The organism is Maribacter flavus (genome assembly GCF_008386635.1).
Lineage (GTDB): Bacteria > Bacteroidota > Bacteroidia > Flavobacteriales > Flavobacteriaceae > Maribacter > Maribacter flavus.
Map to the genome: position 1 here is coordinate 1,075,048 of NZ_VUOE01000001.1, position 16,347 is coordinate 1,091,394.

The following is a 16,347-nucleotide window of genomic DNA, read 5'->3' on the forward strand; positions in this document are numbered from 1 at the left end:
TAAATTAGGAAAGACCGGCATTCTCCTTTTCCAGATCTGTAATATGGGCCACCGTTCGTACCAAACGATGGTGGTTTTTTACAAATGGATTGGATTTGTCCCATACATAGCCAGCCAAGACGGAACAGATTTGTTCCTTGATTACGGGATTTTCAGAATCGTTAAAGAATATTTTTTGAAGGTTGCCCGTATACCATTCCTTTACATAGGTAGAGAAAACATCCACCCCTTCCAACATATATTGGGAATACTCGGTTTCCCAATCCACTTTTTTGCCTCTAAGTTCCTTGGCAATCAATTGTGCGGATAGGTGGGCCGATTCCGTTGCAAACGTAACCCCTGAAGAGAACACGGGATCTAAAAACTCCGCACTATTGCCCGTAAGCACAAATCCTTTACCATAAAGTTGCTTTACAGATTTCGCGATGTTCTTGATCATTTTGGGTTCAAATTCATAGGGCAGCCCTTCAAACCTATCCTGATAGTGGTCGCTCAATTTCATCATTTGCCGCAACTTTTCCTCAGTGGGGCCCTCAAAGGATTCCAAATACTCCGTGGGGCCCACATATCCTATACTGGTGTAGCCATTGGAAAAAGGAATGACCCATAGCCAGGTTTCCTGGCTTACGATATCAAAGGTAATGCGATGTCCCTCCCAGCCTTCAGGTCTTCGAACATCTTTCACATGGGTAAAAATGGAGGAGTGCTTGGGTATTTCCGATGGTTTTTCCAAATCCAACAATCTAGGGAGCACCCGACCGAAACCACTGGAATCTATGATAAACTTTGCCTCGATTTCAGAAGAATTGCCTTCTTCATCCATAATTGTGGTTACCGAATAGTCCTCCTTAAAATCCACGGCCAAAACTTCTCTTTCAAATTCGATATCGACCCCACGTGACAACAGTTCGTCAGTCAAGGTCTTATCAAATTCCGCCCTGGGAACCTGCCAAGTCCAGTCCCAACCTTTGGTATGCTTTTTACTGAAATCAAATTCGCACACCTTAGGACCCTGTAAAAATCGGGCTCCGGTTTTAACCTCGAATTTCTTTTTCTTGAGGCAATCCAGAAGACCAACTGCCTCAAAATGGTCCATACATCTGGGGATCAAACTTTCACCGATAACAAATCTTGGAAACTTGTTTTTCTCCACTACTTTCACCTTAAAACCCGCGTTGTAGAGATAGGCCGCCGCAACGGAACCGGAAGGTCCCGCCCCTATTATCAATACGTCCACTTTTTCTTTTTTCATCTAAAAACGATTTCCAGAACAATCCTGAACCTAGTTCACTAATTATTTTAAATTTGCTTCTGCAAGACCAATTACATAGACTAAAGGTATTATTTAAACCTTATAGAATCAACCATACATGCCAGAAATTAAAGGAAGTCTAGGAATTCAGGATTTTTATGATATTATTTTTGATCAAAAGCCCCTTACGCTTTCCAAGGAGCTTTTGGATACTGTAGAAGAAAGTCATAATTTCTTAAAGAAATTTTCCAAAAACAAGGTCATCTACGGGGTAAATACAGGTTTTGGGCCCATGGCCCAATACAAAATCAAGGATTCCCAGACCCTGGACCTACAGTACAATTTAATACGAAGCCATGCTTCCGGCACGGGAAATCCCATTGAACCAAAATACGTTAGAGCGGCCATGTTGGCCCGTTTAAATACCTTGAGTTTGGGAAATTCCGGGGTTCATGTCTCGGTTATTGAAGTGATGGCAGAATTACTCAACAAAAACATCGTCCCCTTAATTTATGAACATGGCGGTGTTGGAGCTAGCGGTGATTTGGTCCAATTGGCACATTTGGCCCTGGTCTTGATCGGTGAAGGGGAGGTCTTTTACAAAGGGAAAAGAAGACCTACCAGTGAGGTCTTTGAAATGGAAGGCATCAGCTCCATAAAAGTGGCCCTTAGGGAAGGTTTGGGACTTATGAACGGAACCTCAGTAATGACGGGAATTGGTATCGTAAACACGATTTACACCCGGCGCTTGTTGGAATGGGCCATTTCCTGTTCATCGGCCATAAATGAGATCATGCAAGCCTATGACGACCATTTGTCCGAAGCGCTCAACAGCACCAAAAAACACAAAGGCCAACAAGAAATTGCCCGCGCTATGCGGAGTCATTTAAAAGATAGTTCCCTAACGCGCAAGCGCGAACATCACTTGTACAATTCCAGTAGCGAAGTATCGGTCTTTGAGGAAAAGGTCCAAGAATATTATTCCATTCGTTGTGTTCCCCAAATACTGGGGCCTGTTTGGGATACGCTCAACGAAGTGGAACGTATTTTAATCGAGGAAGTAAATTCCGCCAACGACAACCCCATTGTGGATGTGAAAAAGAAACATGTATACCACGGCGGAAACTTCCATGGGGATTACGTTTCATTGGAAATGGACAAGTTAAAAATAGTTGTCACTAAGATGAGCATGCTCGCGGAGCGACAACTTAATTATTTGCTAAATTCCAAATTGAACAATATTTTGCCTCCTTTCGTTAATTTAGGTACATTAGGATTAAATTTCGGTATGCAAGGGGTTCAATTTACGGCAACTTCTACCACCGCGGAAAATCAAATGTTGTCCAATCCCATGTATGTTCACAGCATCCCCAATAATAATGACAATCAGGATATAGTGAGCATGGGTACCAATGCTGCCCTTATAACCAAAAAAGTAATCGAAAATGCCTATGAAGTAGTAGCCATAGAAATGATTACGATCGTTCAAGCGATCGAATACCTTGGAGTGGCCGATAAGGTTTCTTCCAAAACCAAAAAAATGTACGATGCGGTTCGTAAGATAGTTCCCCCATTCAAAGAAGATACCGTCATGTATCCTTATGTAAATCAAGTAAAGAGCTATATTATTAACCATCAAAATATGAAATCATGAAACGACTTTTAACACTATTGACCCTATTTTCATTTGTCATTTCTTTTGCCCAAGAATTGGCACTGGTCCGTGAAAACGACCTCTTCGGCTACATTAACAAATCCGGCGAATACGTAATCCAACCGCAATATGAAGGGGCCAAAAGCTTTTCGGAAGGTTTAGCGGCCGTAGAAAAGGACAAATTATGGGGATATATCAATACCAGTGGGGATTGGGCCATAGAACCGATTTACGACAAGGTCAAATATTTCAATTCCGGATATGCCCTGGTTCTAAAAGAGGACCGATGGAGGTACATCGATTCTAGCGGAAAGGAATTGGAAGTTCCTTCCACGGATAAATTCTATGACTTTGAAGACGGCGTGGCCTTCATCCGTCAGGGTGATAAAATAGGACTCATAGGTACCGATGGAAAAATAGTCCTAGAGCCTACCTATGATGAAATCCAATCCTTTAGGGATGGATATGCGAAGGTTCAAAATGGGGAATTATGGGGAATGATAGACAATAAAGGAAAAGTGGTCATCCCAGTTGAGTACGAAGAAATTGGGAATACTTGGAACGAAGCCGGAGTGTATGGCAAAAAAGGTGCCGATTTTGGAATTATTCACAACGGATCGTTCAATGTCATCGCAGGTGCGGATAAAGTTTGGAACTTTCATGGGAACTCCGGTCTCACTTATGCCAGAAAGGATAAGTTGACAGGCTTCGTAAATTCAAAAGGGGAATGGGTGATTCAGCCTATTTATAAGAAGGCACGAGCATTCTCAAACGGCCTGGCACCTGTGGTAGAAAATAAGGATTGGGGATATATTAACGAAGAGGGAAAAACAGTCATCGATTTCCAATATAAGGATGCTGAAATCTATTCAGAAAACGGGTTGGCCCCCGTCAAGGACAAGGATTGGGGTTTTATAGATACCAAGGGCAACCTTATTATTCCTATGGAATATGACATCACCGCAGGATTCGCTTTTTTGGCCGGAAACAACGACAAGGGCTTTTTAGGGGATTTCGCCCGAATAAAATCAAAAGAAGGATGGGGCTTTTTCAACACGAAAGGAGAGCTTTTGGGCAACAAATGGTACCAAAATGCGGAGCCATTCGTGAAAAATTAATGAAGGATTTTTAATGGGAGCGGAAAAAATCAAATACGCTTTGGTCACCGGCGGATCTAGGGGAATTGGCAGGGCCGTTTGCATTCAATTGGCAAAGGATTTGGAGTATCACCTTTTAATCAATTACAACAGTAACAGGAAAGCTGCAGAAGAAACACTTTCCATGGTACAGGAAGTAGGAGGCTCTGGGCAAATCCTGCAATTTAACGTGACCGATTGCGAGGGGGTCAAAAACACCTTGGACGAATGGCATGAAAAAAACAAAAATGCCATTATCGAGGTATTGGTCAATAATGCGGGTATAAAAAAAGACGGACTCTTCATGTGGATGCCGATGGAAGATTGGTCATCGGTCATAAACACCAGTCTGAATGGTTTTTATAACGTGACCAATGCCCTCATCCAAAAACTGCTTACAAATAGATATGGCAGAATCATCAATATCGTTTCCGTATCCGGACTTAAGGGAACCCCGGGCCAAACAAATTATTCCGCCGCTAAGAGCGCCGTTATTGGAGCTACAAAAGCCTTGGCACAGGAAGTTGCCAAGAGAAAAATCACCGTAAATGCGGTAGCCCCTGGGTTTATCGAAACCGATATGACAGAGGAATTGGACGAAACGGAGCTTAAAAAAATGATACCCGTTAACAGATTTGGCAAGGCCGAGGAAGTTGCCCATGTCGTCTCATTTTTAGCTTCGGACAAAACATCCTATATTACGGGCGAAGTAATCAATATCAACGGAGGTATCTATTCCTGATGAACTGAAAACGCAGAGGCAGATGAAGCGAGTCGTAATTACGGGTATGGGCATATATTCCTGCATTGGAAAGAATCTTGATGAAGTCAAGGAGTCCCTGTACCAAGGAAAATCCGGAATTGGTATCGACCCCGTTCGAACCGAGTTTGGCTTTAGATCTCCCCTCACCGGTATTTTGGAGGATCCCGATTTAAAAATGATGCTCTCCCGAAGACAGCGAATCAGCATGGGCGAGGAAAGCAGGTATGCCTACGTCGCCACGGTCGAGGCCATGCAGAACGCTGGAATCACGGAAGACTTTTTTGAGAAGAATGAAGTTGGAATCATTTTTGGAAACGATAGCACGGCACTGTCCGTGGTGGAATCCGTGGACACCATAAAAGAGAAAAAAGATACAACGCTCGTAGGATCGGGTGCCATTTTTAAGGCCATGAACTCTACGGTAACCATGAACCTTTCCACCATTTTTAAATTGAGGGGGATAAATCTAACCCTAAGCGCAGCCTGTGCCAGTGGTTCGCATTCCATTGGATTGGCCTATCATTTGATTAAAAGCGGGCTGCAAGACTCTATAATCGCCGGGGGGGCACAAGAAACCAACCACATTTCTATGGCAAGTTTTGACGGTTTGGGTGTTTTTGGTTTGCGGGATGACGACCCTACCAAGGCCTCCAGACCTTTTGACCAAGACAGAAATGGACTCATTCCCAGTGGTGGTGCAGCCACCCTTATCCTGGAAAGTTATGAGAGTGCCGTAAGAAGAGGTGCCCCTATTTTAGGTGAGGTCATTGGTTATGGCTTTTCTTCCAATGGGGACCACATATCGACTCCCAATGTAGACGGCCCATCCAGGGCCATGCAAAAGGCCCTAAAGGATGCCAACATCGATGCGGCTGCCATTGATTATATAAATGCCCATGCGACCTCAACGCCTGTAGGGGATGCCAACGAAGCAAAGGCGCTCTATGAAGTATTTGGTCAAAGTAACCCTTTGATAAGTTCCACAAAATCCATGACGGGACACGAATGTTGGATGGCCGGGGCCAGTGAAGTTATTTATTCCATGTTGATGATGCGGCACAGCTTTGTGGCTCCAAACATTAACCTTGAAAACCCCGATGAAGTCTCGGCAAAACTTAACTTGGCCAACAAAACCATAGATAAAAAAATTGATGTATTTTTGTCCAATTCATTTGGATTTGGCGGTACAAACTCCGCACTTATCGTAAAAAATGTTGACCGATAAAATGATGACCAAACAAACCATTATCAAGAAGATAAACGACTTTTTGATAGAAGATTTTGAAGTAGAGGAGGAAGCATTGGAACCCAATGCAAACCTAAAGGATACGATTGGCCTGGACAGCTTGGATTTTGTGGACTTGGTGGTCGCCGTGGAAAGCAATTTTGGCGTGAAATTGGTTGGTGAGGATTTTGTCAATGTTGTGACCCTTCAGGATTTCTACAACCTTATAGAACGAAAACTGGATTAGCAAACTACCTCTGGGCGCGCCCCGGAGGCATTCATATGAAACCGAACCTCAATTTTGCGGCAAGCCAAGGGATATCAAATTCTTCGGCGGAGCCGATAAAATCCCAAAGAACATAGAGACATGGCGACGGAGTGGGAAGGAAAATCTAAAGGTACCGTCCTAGGCTATAAGCTATATATCTTTTTCCTAAACACTTTTGGAATTGGCACGGCCTATTTTATTCTGAGGTTTGTAGTCCTGTATTATTTCCTATTCTCCTTTAATAGCTCCAAGTCCATTTTCTATTATTTCAATGGAAGACTCAAATACACCCGGTTAAAAAGTATTGCCGCCATTTACAAAAGCTATTACATGCTTGGCAAGGTGTTGACGGACAGGGTCGCCATTTCTACAAAATTCAGGGACAGATATCAATATACCCATGACGGAATGGAGCATATTGATGAGTTGCTTAAACAAAACAAGGGTGGTATTTTAATAAGCGGACATATTGGAAACTTTGAGGTTTCCCATTATTTTTTGGAGGATCGTTATTCCATTTCAAAGATTTTCATGGTGACCACACATGCGGAACATGAGAATATAAAAGAGTATATGGACGGCATTGTATCAAAATCCTCCATGGAGTTTATTGTGGTCCAAGAAGATATGTCGCACATCTTTGAAATACACAATGCCCTGGCACAGGGTGGTCTGGTCGTTTTTACGGGAGACAGATACCTTCCAGGCACCAAGACCCTAAAACAGGAATTCTTGGGTGCCGAAGCTGAATTTCCATTGGGCCCCTATCTTTTGGCCACCCGTTTAAAGGTGCCCGTACTGTTCGTGTATGTCCTGAAAGGCCCAAAAAAAGAATACCATCTTTACGCGAAACAAGCGGTTGCCAAGGCACGGGATCCACAAGCCTTACTAAGTGAATTCACCCAAAGCATGGAATGGATTTTAGTAAGGTATCCCTATCAATGGTTCAATTATTTTGACTTTTGGAAAGACAGTCTAAAGAAATGAAGGAAGTTTTAATTATATATTATTCCCAGACCGGACAGTTATTGACCATACTGGAAAATATCGCAAGAAACATACAAGGCGATAACGTTCGTATTTCCTATTATGAAGTAGTGCCGAAACCAGCATACGACTTTCCCTGGAAGAAGGAAAAATTCTATGATAGCTTTCCTGAATCTTTCCTTCAGATTCCAACCGATTTTGAATCTCCATCCAAAACGATTTTGGACAAAAAGTACGATTTGGTGATTTTAGGCTATCCGGTCTGGTATTTGACCCCATCGATTCCCATAAACTCATTTTTAAAATCGGCCGATGCAAAATTACTTCTTAAGGACACCCCAGTGGTTACGGTGGTGGCCTGTAGAAATATGTGGATCATGGCCCAAGAAAAAATGAAGAAGCTGCTGCTTGATGTAGGGGCGAAGTTGGTGGGGCATATCGCCCTTGTAGATAGAAATATCAATCATATCAGTGTGATCACCATTGCACATTGGATGTTTTCAGGCAGAAAGGACCGGTATTTGGGTATTTTTCCAAAACCCGGGGTATCTGATAAGGACATTAAAGAAGCGGAGCGGTTTGGGGCTCCCATTAAGCAAGCCCTGCTTTCCAATAATTATGACGCCCTTCAAAATGAAATTTTAGCCCTGAACGGAGTTAGGGTAAATCCCTTTCTCATCATGACCGATAAAAGGGGAAACGTACTTTTTTCCAAATGGGCGAACCACATTATCAAGAAAGGCGAACCCGGAAATCCCAAACGCCTCAAATGGATTGGTTTCTTCAAAAATTATTTGTTATTTGCTATTTGGGTCATAGCCCCTATAGTTTTTGTCGTATTTTTGCTGACTTATTTGCCGAGCTATAAACGAAGGAAAAGGGATAAAATCTATTATTCCTCGGTTGCGTTAAAAGAGAATTGATGAAGGACGTATTTATAACTAAAATTGCCAAATTTTTACCCAATAAACCCGTATCCAATGAGGAAATGGAGGAAAAACTGGGAGTTATAGACGGAAAGGCCTCCAAAGCTCGCCGTATCGTCCTACGCAACAATCAAATAAAACAACGGTATTATGCCATTGATGAACATGGCAATACGACCCATAACAATGCACAACTGACCAAAGAGGTGGTGGAGAAACTGTGTGATGAGAGTTTTACCACCAAGGACATCCAACTATTGTCCTGTGGCACCTCCAGTCCCGATCAAATATTGCCGTCGCATGCGGCCATGGTGCATGGATACTTGAAAAATGGCAACATGGAAATCAATTCGCCTTCCGGGGCATGTTGTTCCGGAATGAATGCCTTAAAGTACGGTTATCTTTCCGTAATGACAGGACAAGTGGAAAATGCCGTCTGTGCCGGTTCCGAACGTACCTCATCCTGGATGACCAACGATATTTTTGAAAACGAGGTCACCCATTTAAAGGAATTGGAAGACAATCCCATTCTGGCCTTTAACAAGGAATTCCTTCGATGGATGCTTTCCGATGGCGCGGGCGCCGTTTTATTGGAGAGCAACGCAAAAGGACCTAATCCTCTAAAAATCGAGTGGATGGAGGGCTACTCGTATGCGTTCGAAATGGATGCCTGTATGTACGCGGGTGCCGAAAAAACCGAGGATGGCAACCTAAAACCCTGGAGTGAATATCCTGCAGAGAACTGGGGAAAGATGTCCCTTTTTGCCATGAAACAGGACACCCGTTTATTGGGCGCCAACATCTTGGTCAAAGGAGTGGACAGCCTAAAACAAACTTATAAAAAACATGGCATAGGCCCAGAGGACGTGGACTATTATTTGCCCCACATCTCCTCGTATTATTTTAAGGAAGGCCTATACAAGGAAATGGAAAATCAAGGGATACCCATGCCATGGGAAAAGTGGTTTTTGAACCTTGAGCGGGTAGGCAATGTGGGTGCCGCTTCCATTTATGTGATGCTGGAAGAGCTTGTAGCATCGGGAAATTTGAAAAAAGGGGACAGAATTTTGCTTCATGTTCCGGAAAGTGCCCGATTTTCCTACATGTACGCTTATTTAACCGTCTATTAGATGGAACGATTGCAACCCCCAATTACCGATTCGGAATTCATTATCGAACTGATACCCCAAAAAAATCCGTTTGTAATGGTCGATACGTTGCACCATTTTTCAGAACATAAAATTGTATCGGGACTGACCGTAAAAAGCGAAAACCTTTTCTGTGTCGATGCACTATTTTTGGAGCCTGGGCTTATTGAGAATATGGCCCAAACGGTGGCCATGCACAAAGGCTACACTTATTATTTAAAAAATGAACCTGCTCCTGTGGGATACATTGGCGCCATTAAAAAAGCTGAAATTTTCGAATTGCCAAAATTAGGTTCAGAATTGGTTACGACCGTTACCATTCTCCATGACATCATGGGCGTCACCTTGGTGGAGGCAAAAGTCGAATGTGGCGAAAGAGTAATCGCAACCAGTGAAATTAAAACTGCTTTGGCATAAATCCAATGGAAAGGGACGGGCAAAAAATAGACATACGGAAGTTCTTGCCCCATAGGCCTCCCATGCTTTTGGTAACCGATATGCCCTTTGTGGACAGTACTTCCGTAATTACGGAATTCAACATACAGCCGCACTGCATTTTTTTGGAAAACGGATACTTTACCGAAGCGGGACTCATTGAAAACGCCGCCCAAACCTGTTCTGCTATCGTTGGCCAAAGTTTTTACGACGTAAAGGATTTTGAAGGTACAAGCAATGACCTCATCGGCTATATAAGTGCCATAAAAAAGGTCAGCATTTATGAACTGCCAAAAGTACATGAGGTTCTGGTGACAAAGGCACAGCTCTTGTCACGGTACGACCTTAACGGGGTAAGCATTTGCACTATGAGCTCCAGCACTTTTAGAAATGACGATTTAATTGTAGATTGTACGTTGAACTGTTTGATCCAAGAAGTACACGTATGAAGAAAGAAGATGTGCCGCAGGACGAAAGCAACCTGGCATCTGCCAATTTCAGGGAAATGGTCTATGCAGTGGACAAAGATGGCAAATACACGACTTCACTGAGCACCGGCTGGGACCCTAAAAAAATTGCCTTGGACAACGCCATCAAGGAAATAGAGGAGCGCGTGGCCAACGCAAGGAATCGGGTTCTGAACCGTGAGACAAGTCCCATTGAATATTACATGGAAGTCCATAAAATGGATATTCCCGTGCTGGCTAGCTATATGGGCCTATGGCAATGGCGCGTAAAAAGGCACTTTAAACCATCGGTATTTAAAAAATTAAGCCAGAAGACTTTACAGAAATATGCCGATGTATTCGATATCAGTATTGAACAATTGAAATCCATTGATGACGGAAAATCTTAAAATAGACTTTACCCACAATCAGTCCGCACATTGTGAAAACGGTGTGGTTTCAAACCTCATGAAACACAACGGTTTCCAAATAAGCGAGCCAATGGTCTTTGGCATAGGTTCTGGTCTGTTGTTCAGTTACCTGCCCTTCCTAAAGGTCAATTATGCCCCGGTTTTCACCTACCGTTCCATGCCAGGGTTCATATTCAATAAATTTGCGAAACGCACGGGTATAAAGATGAAACGGGAAAAGTTCAATAATCCAAAAAAGGCGCAGGAACGTCTGGACCAGAATTTGGCAAAGAACAATCCGGTAGGTCTTCAGGTAGGTGTGTACAATCTGGTGTATTTTCCAGATGAGTACCGTTTCCATTTCAATGCCCATAATATGGTCGTGTACGGCAAACACGGAGACCGGTATTTGATCAGTGACCCCGTAATGGAAGAGGTTACCAGCCTATCGAGTAAGGAGCTGGAAAAGGTACGCTTTGCCAAAGGCGCATTTGCGCCCAAAGGACATATGTACTACCCTATTTCTTTTCCGGAGAAACTGGAACTAAAAAGCGCCATTGTAAAGGGCATCAAACAGACGGCCCGGGATATGACGGCCCCCGTGCCCATTGTGGGCGTAAAGGCCATGCGGTGGGTAGCCAAAAACATTCGTAAATGGCCCAAAAAACTGGGGCCTAAAAAAGCGAACCATTATTTGGGCCAGATCGTGCGTATGCAGGAGGAAATTGGTACGGGCGGTGGCGGATTTAGGTACATTTATGCTGCATTCTTACAAGAGGCCAGTGTTTTACTGGAAAATCCCAAACTCATGGAGCTTTCCAAGGAGATGACTTCTATAGGTGACGCTTGGCGCGATTTTGCGGTGGACGCCTCCCGAATCTATAAAAATCGAAACGCAGAAAGTAACGGCTATGAAGATGTGGCCATCCAATTGGAAGCAATTGCCAACAGGGAAGAACATTTTTTCAAAACCTTGAAGAAAGCCGTATAAGTCGTCTAACCCTATGATTCAAACAGACCAACTTTCCAAAAAATACAAGGAGGCGGAACAGTACTCCCTTCTGGAATTGGACCTGAACATCCACACAGGGGAAATATTTGGATTGCTGGGCCCTAACGGCGCCGGTAAGACCACCCTTATTTCCATACTCAGCGGTTTGATAAAGCCGACTTCCGGTTCCTTCAAGATAGACGGACTTGATTACGCCTCGCACAAAAAGGAACTGAAACAACTGATCGGTATCGTACCCCAGGAATATGCCCTCTACCCTAGCTTAACGGCGTACGAAAACCTCTATTATTTTGGTAGTATGTTCGGGTTAAAAGGACCCTCGTTCAAAACTTCCATACAGGAACACTTGGAAATTTTGGGGCTCCAAAAATTCGCCCATAAAAAAATAAAGGGTTTTTCCGGTGGCATGAAACGACGGATCAACCTCATTGCCAGTATCCTTCACAATCCCAAAGTACTGTTTTTGGACGAACCAACGGTTGGGGTGGACGTCCAGTCCAAGTCAGTCATTATCGAATATTTGAAGGAACTGAATGCCCGTGGAACGACCATTATTTATACATCACACCACTTGAACGAAGCCGAAACCTTTTGTACCCAAGTTGGGATTATAGACCATGGCAAGCTATTATGTTTGGGTACGCCCAAGGAATTGATCCAAAACGAACAAGGTGCGGAACACTTGGAAGAGGTTTTCTTGGCCCAAACTGGTAAAGCCCTTCGCGATTATGCATAAACTCTGGGTATCGGCAAAAAAGGAGTTTTGGTTGCTCACCAGGGATATGGGCGGCCTGGCCGTTTTGTTCCTGATGCCATTGCTTTTGGTCGTTACCATCACGCTGATACAGGACAATACCTTTAAGACTATTCAGGAAAACAAGATACCTATTCTTCTGGTCGATTTGGACAAAGGCGAAGTCTCGGACCAGGTTGGAAATAACCTAATGGAGTCCCGTCTTTTTGAAATCGTTAGGGAAGAAAGTGAGGAACAAGCTCAGAACCTGGTACAAAAAGGAGAATATCAATTGGCCATTATCCTACCCAAACACCTGACGCGGGATTTACATCTGAAAATAGACCAAAACGTATCTGGAATATTGGCCCAGTTTGGGGTTGAAGAAACAAAGGATGGTCAAGAGTTAGAAATCGAAAAAAAGGAAATCAGGCTCTACTTTGATCCCGCCACCCAACAATCGTTCAAAAGCTCGGTACGGAACAACATTGATAAAATGATTTCCCAAATAGAGAGCAAATCCATTTACAAGGCCTTCCAAGAGGCCTTGGGCGAAGAAGAGTACAGTCCCATTTTTGATACGAAAAGTTTTATTTCCTTCACGGAGATCGTTCCGAATACCAACAAAAAAGAGGGAATTCCCAATTCCACACAGCACAATATTCCGGCCTGGACCCTGTTCGCCATCTTCTTTATCATTTTGCCCTTATCCATCAATATGGTACACGAAAAAAACCAAGGGACTTTTATCAGGCTTAGAACCCAGCCCGTTCCGTATGCCACAGTGTTGGGCGGAAAGGCCCTTGTCTTTTTGGTCGTTTCCCTCCTCCAATTTATTTTGATGTTATTGCTGGGCGTATACCTGTTTCCAGTAATTGGCCTTCCAAAATTGGACGTAGCGGGAAGAATTCCGCTGTTGATGAACGTAGCGTTTTTTGCAGGGCTGGCGGCTATTGGTTTGGGACTGCTGTTGGGAACCGTTGCCAAATCCCAGGAGCAATCGGCTCCCTTTGGGGCAACCTTTGTGGTGATTCTCGCGGCCATTGGCGGGGTTTGGGTGCCCGTTTTTGCCATGCCCCATTTCATGCAGCTGCTCTCAAAACTGTCCCCAATGAACTGGGGACTGAATGCCTTTTATGATGTATTTTTGAGAAATGTTGGGTTTGGGGAAATCCTTCTGGAAATAATCGCCCTTTTCCTATTTTTCATTGCAACAACGGTTGTGGCCATAATTTATAACGAAAGAAAAAATGCCGTCTAACAGTTCCAAGGAAATCAGTTTTACCAGCAAGGTACGTGTGCGTTTTACCGAAACCGACCCATTGGGTATTGTTTGGCACGGAAACTACATTCAATATTTTGAGGATGGGCGTGAAGCTTTTGGGAGGCACCACGGTATTTCCTATTTGGATCAGCAAAAGCATAATTTTTCATCCCCTATTGTTAAATCGACCTGTGAACACAAACTTCCCCTTCGCTATGGCGATGTTGCCGAAATTAGGACGACCTACGTGGATTCTGCCGCTGCCAAGATGATATTCAGGTACGAAATCATGAATCCCGAAGGAAAAGTGGTATGCACCGGGGAAACCGTACAGGTTTTTGTGGAACTCCAAGGGGAACTTTCCTTGGTCATTCCCGATTTTTTTAAGGAGTGGAAGAAAAAAGTAGGTTTATTGGATGGATAACGTTTACCTATCACATAACAACATCGTTTCTTCCTTAGGTTTTGATAGTACCACGGTTATCGATAGTATCGAAAAAGGAAACTGCGGGTTATCGGTCTATGAGGACAACAAGGTATTGCATGTGCCCTTTTGTTCCTCACGGATAGCCCCAAAGGAGCTTCAAAAACGATATGAAAACCTCAATCCCAACACGGAACACACCCGTTTGGAGAAAATGATGTTGGTTTCCCTTGCGGACACGCTAGAAAAAAAATCAAAAATAGGATTGGACGAAAGAACGGGACTACTTATTTCCACCACCAAAGGAAACATAGACGTTCTGGAGGAGGACAGTAATTTTGCGGAATCTAGGGCCTATCTTGCCGAATTGGGCGAACAGGTTCAGAAATTCTTCGGATTTAAAAACAAGGCCATCATTGTTTCCAATGCCTGTGTTTCCGGGGTTCTGTCAATTGCCGTAGCCAAAAGGCTGATTAAACAAGGTAGGTACGACCGCATTCTTGTGGTGGCTGGAGATCTGGTAACCCAGTTCATACTTTCTGGGTTCAATGCTTTTCAAGCCTTAAGCTTGGAACCCTGTAGACCGTACTGCAATTCCCGGACCGGCATCAATATCGGAGAGGTGGCGGCAAGTGTTTTGGTGACCAAAAACCCGAAGGAACTTGCGCCGGAATCTGTTCAAATCATGGGGGAGGCATCGTGCAATGATGCCAATCACATTTCGGGTCCTTCCCGCACGGGTGAAGGGCTGTACAGAAGTATTGAAAATGCCCTGGGACAATCCGGTGTTCGCAAAAAGGATATCGATTATATATCGGGACATGGTACGGCCACGATGTTCAATGACGAAATGGAGGCGATCGCCTTTGAACGGGCCGGCCTATCCAAAACACCCGTAAACAGTCTAAAAAGTTATTTTGGACACACCCTGGGAGCATCGGGCCTACTGGAATCCATCATCGGCATGCATTCCCTGCATAGAAACACTTTGTTCGCTTCTTTGGGTTTTGAGGAACTGGGCGTCTCAAGGCCCATGAACATTATCAAAAAAACAACCAATAAGGAACTAAACGTATTCCTGAAAACTGCCTCAGGGTTTGGCGGTTCCAACACCGCGGTCATCTTTAAGAAGGTATAAACTTTGTTATTATGATGTGGGGTATTAAATTCGCCTTTTTCAATCCTTGATTTTAAGAAATGCCAAAAAAATACATTAAGGCCATTGATGCACTGCAGGAGGCTCAGAAGATAGCTTTTGCCCCTTTCGTATTCCAGACCACGGTTTCGTTGAAAAACCTAGGCGTTTTTGACTTTATCTTTCAAAACGTAGCCAAAGGCGGGGTCACCCTTACCGAAATTTGTGAGGAACTCTCCATTAGCGAGTATGGCCTGAGCGTACTATTGGAAATGGCCGAAAGTGCCAACATTGTCTCCATGGACGAGCGCGGAAGGTATGAACTCACCAAAATTGGGTATTTCTTAAATTACAATCCTATGACCCAGGTGAACATGAATTTTACCCAGGATGTTTGTTACCAGGGACTTTTCCACTTAGAAGAATCCATCAGGGAAGGAAAACCTGCCGGACTCAAGGAATTGGGAAATTGGCCCACAATTTATGAGGGACTTTCCCAATTGAAACCTGAAATCCAGAAGTCATGGTTCGCTTTTGACCACTTCTATTCCGATGGCATTTTTGAGGAAGCGCTAAAAATCGTCTTTAGGCACCAGCCCAAACTGTTGTTCGATATTGGCGGAAACACCGGTAAATTTGCCATCCAATGTTGTGCTTATAACGAAGAGGTAAACGTGCATATTTTCGATTTACCGGGACAATTAAAGGTAGCCTTGAAGAATACCGCAGATCAAGGTTTTGGGGACAGGGTCCAAGGAAGTGAAATCGATTGGCTTTCAGAAAATCCGCAAATTCCCATGGGTGCGGATACGATTTGGATGAGCCAGTTTTTGGACTGTTTCTCCAAGGAAGAAATCCTAAAAATTTTCAAAACGGCCGTTAATGCCATGGATTCCCAAACGGAATTGATCATTATTGAGACCTATACGGACCGACAAAAATTTGACAACGCCAAGTTTACCTTGGAGGCCACATCCCTCTACTTTACCGCCTTGGCCAACGGAAACAGCAAGATGTACAAGGCCACGGAACTTATTGAACTTGCCGAAGCCGCCGGTTTGGAATTGAAGGATGATATAAGTTTGGGCGAATTCCACACATTATTCGTCTGCAAAAAGAAATAATTTTA

General features: G+C 43.7%; 18 protein-coding genes. 17 read left to right on the forward strand and 1 reads right to left on the reverse strand.

The annotated features are described in order from the left end of the window. Nucleotides 1–4: 4 nt before the first annotated feature. Nucleotides 5–1,252 carry an NAD(P)/FAD-dependent oxidoreductase gene (locus F0361_RS04650; RefSeq protein ID WP_154917420.1) on the reverse strand — a complete coding sequence of 416 codons (1,248 nt, stop codon included), beginning with the start codon at nt 1,250–1,252 and terminating at the stop codon, nt 5–7. Between the two features lie 118 nt (nt 1,253–1,370). Between F0361_RS04650 and F0361_RS04655 the strand changes: the two genes are divergently transcribed. The 17 genes from F0361_RS04655 (at nt 1,371) to F0361_RS04735 (ending at nt 16,342) form a co-directional block, all read left to right on the forward strand. After that, nucleotides 1,371–2,906, forward strand: coding sequence for an HAL/PAL/TAL family ammonia-lyase (locus F0361_RS04655; protein ID WP_154917421.1), 1,536 nt, complete (start codon nt 1,371–1,373; stop codon nt 2,904–2,906). Then, nucleotides 2,903–4,024 (forward strand): WG repeat-containing protein, encoded by a 1,122-nt coding sequence (locus F0361_RS04660; RefSeq protein ID WP_154917422.1) that lies wholly within the window; start codon nt 2,903–2,905, stop codon nt 4,022–4,024. Before F0361_RS04655 ends, F0361_RS04660 begins: the two co-directional genes overlap by 4 nt. Before the next feature lie 28 nt (nt 4,025–4,052). Beyond that, entirely contained in the window at nt 4,053–4,784 is a 732-nt protein-coding gene (gene fabG, locus F0361_RS04665) for a 3-oxoacyl-ACP reductase FabG (protein WP_154918492.1), read from the forward strand. Nucleotides 4,785–4,806: 22 nt separating this feature from the next. Beyond that, on the forward strand, nt 4,807–6,030 hold the full coding sequence (locus tag F0361_RS04670) for a beta-ketoacyl-[acyl-carrier-protein] synthase family protein (RefSeq protein ID WP_154917423.1): 1,224 nt from the start codon (nt 4,807–4,809) through the stop codon (nt 6,028–6,030). Nucleotides 6,031–6,034: 4 nt separating this feature from the next. Next, nucleotides 6,035–6,277: an acyl carrier protein gene (locus tag F0361_RS04675; protein WP_138258004.1), complete on the forward strand. Its 243-nt coding sequence runs from the start codon at nt 6,035–6,037 to the stop codon at nt 6,275–6,277. Between the two features lie 120 nt (nt 6,278–6,397). Beyond that, nucleotides 6,398–7,285, forward strand: coding sequence for an LpxL/LpxP family acyltransferase (locus tag F0361_RS04680; protein ID WP_154917424.1), 888 nt, complete (start codon nt 6,398–6,400; stop codon nt 7,283–7,285). Further along, nucleotides 7,282–8,208, forward strand: a complete 927-nt coding sequence (locus tag F0361_RS04685; RefSeq protein WP_154917425.1) for a flavodoxin family protein — start codon at nt 7,282–7,284, stop codon at nt 8,206–8,208. The genes F0361_RS04680 and F0361_RS04685 overlap by 4 nt, the downstream gene beginning before the upstream one ends. Beyond that, entirely contained in the window at nt 8,208–9,341 is a 1,134-nt protein-coding gene (locus tag F0361_RS04690; RefSeq protein WP_154917426.1) for a beta-ketoacyl-ACP synthase III, read from the forward strand. The genes F0361_RS04685 and F0361_RS04690 overlap by 1 nt, the downstream gene beginning before the upstream one ends. After that, nucleotides 9,342–9,776, forward strand: coding sequence for a hypothetical protein (locus tag F0361_RS04695; protein WP_154917427.1), 435 nt, complete (start codon nt 9,342–9,344; stop codon nt 9,774–9,776). Nucleotides 9,777–9,781: 5 nt separating this feature from the next. Further along, nucleotides 9,782–10,243, forward strand: coding sequence for an ABC transporter permease (locus tag F0361_RS04700; RefSeq protein WP_154917428.1), 462 nt, complete (start codon nt 9,782–9,784; stop codon nt 10,241–10,243). Next, nucleotides 10,240–10,650 (forward strand): hypothetical protein, encoded by a 411-nt coding sequence (locus F0361_RS04705; protein WP_154917429.1) that lies wholly within the window; start codon nt 10,240–10,242, stop codon nt 10,648–10,650. Before F0361_RS04700 ends, F0361_RS04705 begins: the two co-directional genes overlap by 4 nt. Then, complete coding sequence (locus F0361_RS04710) at nt 10,634–11,641, forward strand: BtrH N-terminal domain-containing protein (RefSeq protein ID WP_154917430.1); 1,008 nt, start codon at nt 10,634–10,636, stop codon at nt 11,639–11,641. Before F0361_RS04705 ends, F0361_RS04710 begins: the two co-directional genes overlap by 17 nt. Nucleotides 11,642–11,654: 13 nt before the next feature. Next, on the forward strand, nt 11,655–12,398 hold the full coding sequence (locus F0361_RS04715) for an ABC transporter ATP-binding protein (RefSeq protein ID WP_154917431.1): 744 nt from the start codon (nt 11,655–11,657) through the stop codon (nt 12,396–12,398). Further along, on the forward strand, nt 12,391–13,656 hold the full coding sequence (locus tag F0361_RS04720) for an ABC transporter permease (protein WP_154917432.1): 1,266 nt from the start codon (nt 12,391–12,393) through the stop codon (nt 13,654–13,656). The genes F0361_RS04715 and F0361_RS04720 overlap by 8 nt, the downstream gene beginning before the upstream one ends. Next, entirely contained in the window at nt 13,646–14,083 is a 438-nt protein-coding gene (locus F0361_RS04725) for an acyl-CoA thioesterase (protein ID WP_154917433.1), read from the forward strand. The genes F0361_RS04720 and F0361_RS04725 overlap by 11 nt, the downstream gene beginning before the upstream one ends. Beyond that, complete coding sequence (locus tag F0361_RS04730) at nt 14,076–15,221, forward strand: beta-ketoacyl-[acyl-carrier-protein] synthase family protein (protein WP_154917434.1); 1,146 nt, start codon at nt 14,076–14,078, stop codon at nt 15,219–15,221. The genes F0361_RS04725 and F0361_RS04730 overlap by 8 nt, the downstream gene beginning before the upstream one ends. Before the next feature lie 59 nt (nt 15,222–15,280). Continuing rightward, nucleotides 15,281–16,342, forward strand: a complete 1,062-nt coding sequence (locus F0361_RS04735) for a methyltransferase (protein ID WP_154917435.1) — start codon at nt 15,281–15,283, stop codon at nt 16,340–16,342. The last annotated feature ends 5 nt before the right edge of the window (nt 16,343–16,347 follow it).

Excerpts from the sequence above, each read along its gene's own strand:
- F0361_RS04650 (WP_154917420.1), bottom strand. The coding sequence starts at position 1,252 with ATGAAAAAAGAAAAAGTGGACGTATTGATAATAGGGGCGGGACCTTCC.
- F0361_RS04655 (WP_154917421.1), top strand. The coding sequence starts at position 1,371 with ATGCCAGAAATTAAAGGAAGTCTAGGAATTCAGGATTTTTATGATATT.
- F0361_RS04660 (WP_154917422.1), top strand. The coding sequence starts at position 2,903 with ATGAAACGACTTTTAACACTATTGACCCTATTTTCATTTGTCATTTCT.
- F0361_RS04670 (WP_154917423.1), top strand. The coding sequence starts at position 4,807 with ATGAAGCGAGTCGTAATTACGGGTATGGGCATATATTCCTGCATTGGA.
- F0361_RS04675 (WP_138258004.1), top strand. The coding sequence starts at position 6,035 with ATGACCAAACAAACCATTATCAAGAAGATAAACGACTTTTTGATAGAA.
- F0361_RS04680 (WP_154917424.1), top strand. The coding sequence starts at position 6,398 with ATGGCGACGGAGTGGGAAGGAAAATCTAAAGGTACCGTCCTAGGCTAT.
- F0361_RS04685 (WP_154917425.1), top strand. The coding sequence starts at position 7,282 with ATGAAGGAAGTTTTAATTATATATTATTCCCAGACCGGACAGTTATTG.
- F0361_RS04690 (WP_154917426.1), top strand. The coding sequence starts at position 8,208 with ATGAAGGACGTATTTATAACTAAAATTGCCAAATTTTTACCCAATAAA.
- F0361_RS04695 (WP_154917427.1), top strand. The coding sequence starts at position 9,342 with ATGGAACGATTGCAACCCCCAATTACCGATTCGGAATTCATTATCGAA.
- F0361_RS04700 (WP_154917428.1), top strand. The coding sequence starts at position 9,782 with ATGGAAAGGGACGGGCAAAAAATAGACATACGGAAGTTCTTGCCCCAT.
- F0361_RS04705 (WP_154917429.1), top strand. The coding sequence starts at position 10,240 with ATGAAGAAAGAAGATGTGCCGCAGGACGAAAGCAACCTGGCATCTGCC.
- F0361_RS04710 (WP_154917430.1), top strand. The coding sequence starts at position 10,634 with ATGACGGAAAATCTTAAAATAGACTTTACCCACAATCAGTCCGCACAT.
- F0361_RS04715 (WP_154917431.1), top strand. The coding sequence starts at position 11,655 with ATGATTCAAACAGACCAACTTTCCAAAAAATACAAGGAGGCGGAACAG.
- F0361_RS04720 (WP_154917432.1), top strand. The coding sequence starts at position 12,391 with ATGCATAAACTCTGGGTATCGGCAAAAAAGGAGTTTTGGTTGCTCACC.
- F0361_RS04725 (WP_154917433.1), top strand. The coding sequence starts at position 13,646 with ATGCCGTCTAACAGTTCCAAGGAAATCAGTTTTACCAGCAAGGTACGT.
- F0361_RS04730 (WP_154917434.1), top strand. The coding sequence starts at position 14,076 with ATGGATAACGTTTACCTATCACATAACAACATCGTTTCTTCCTTAGGT.
- F0361_RS04735 (WP_154917435.1), top strand. The coding sequence starts at position 15,281 with ATGCCAAAAAAATACATTAAGGCCATTGATGCACTGCAGGAGGCTCAG.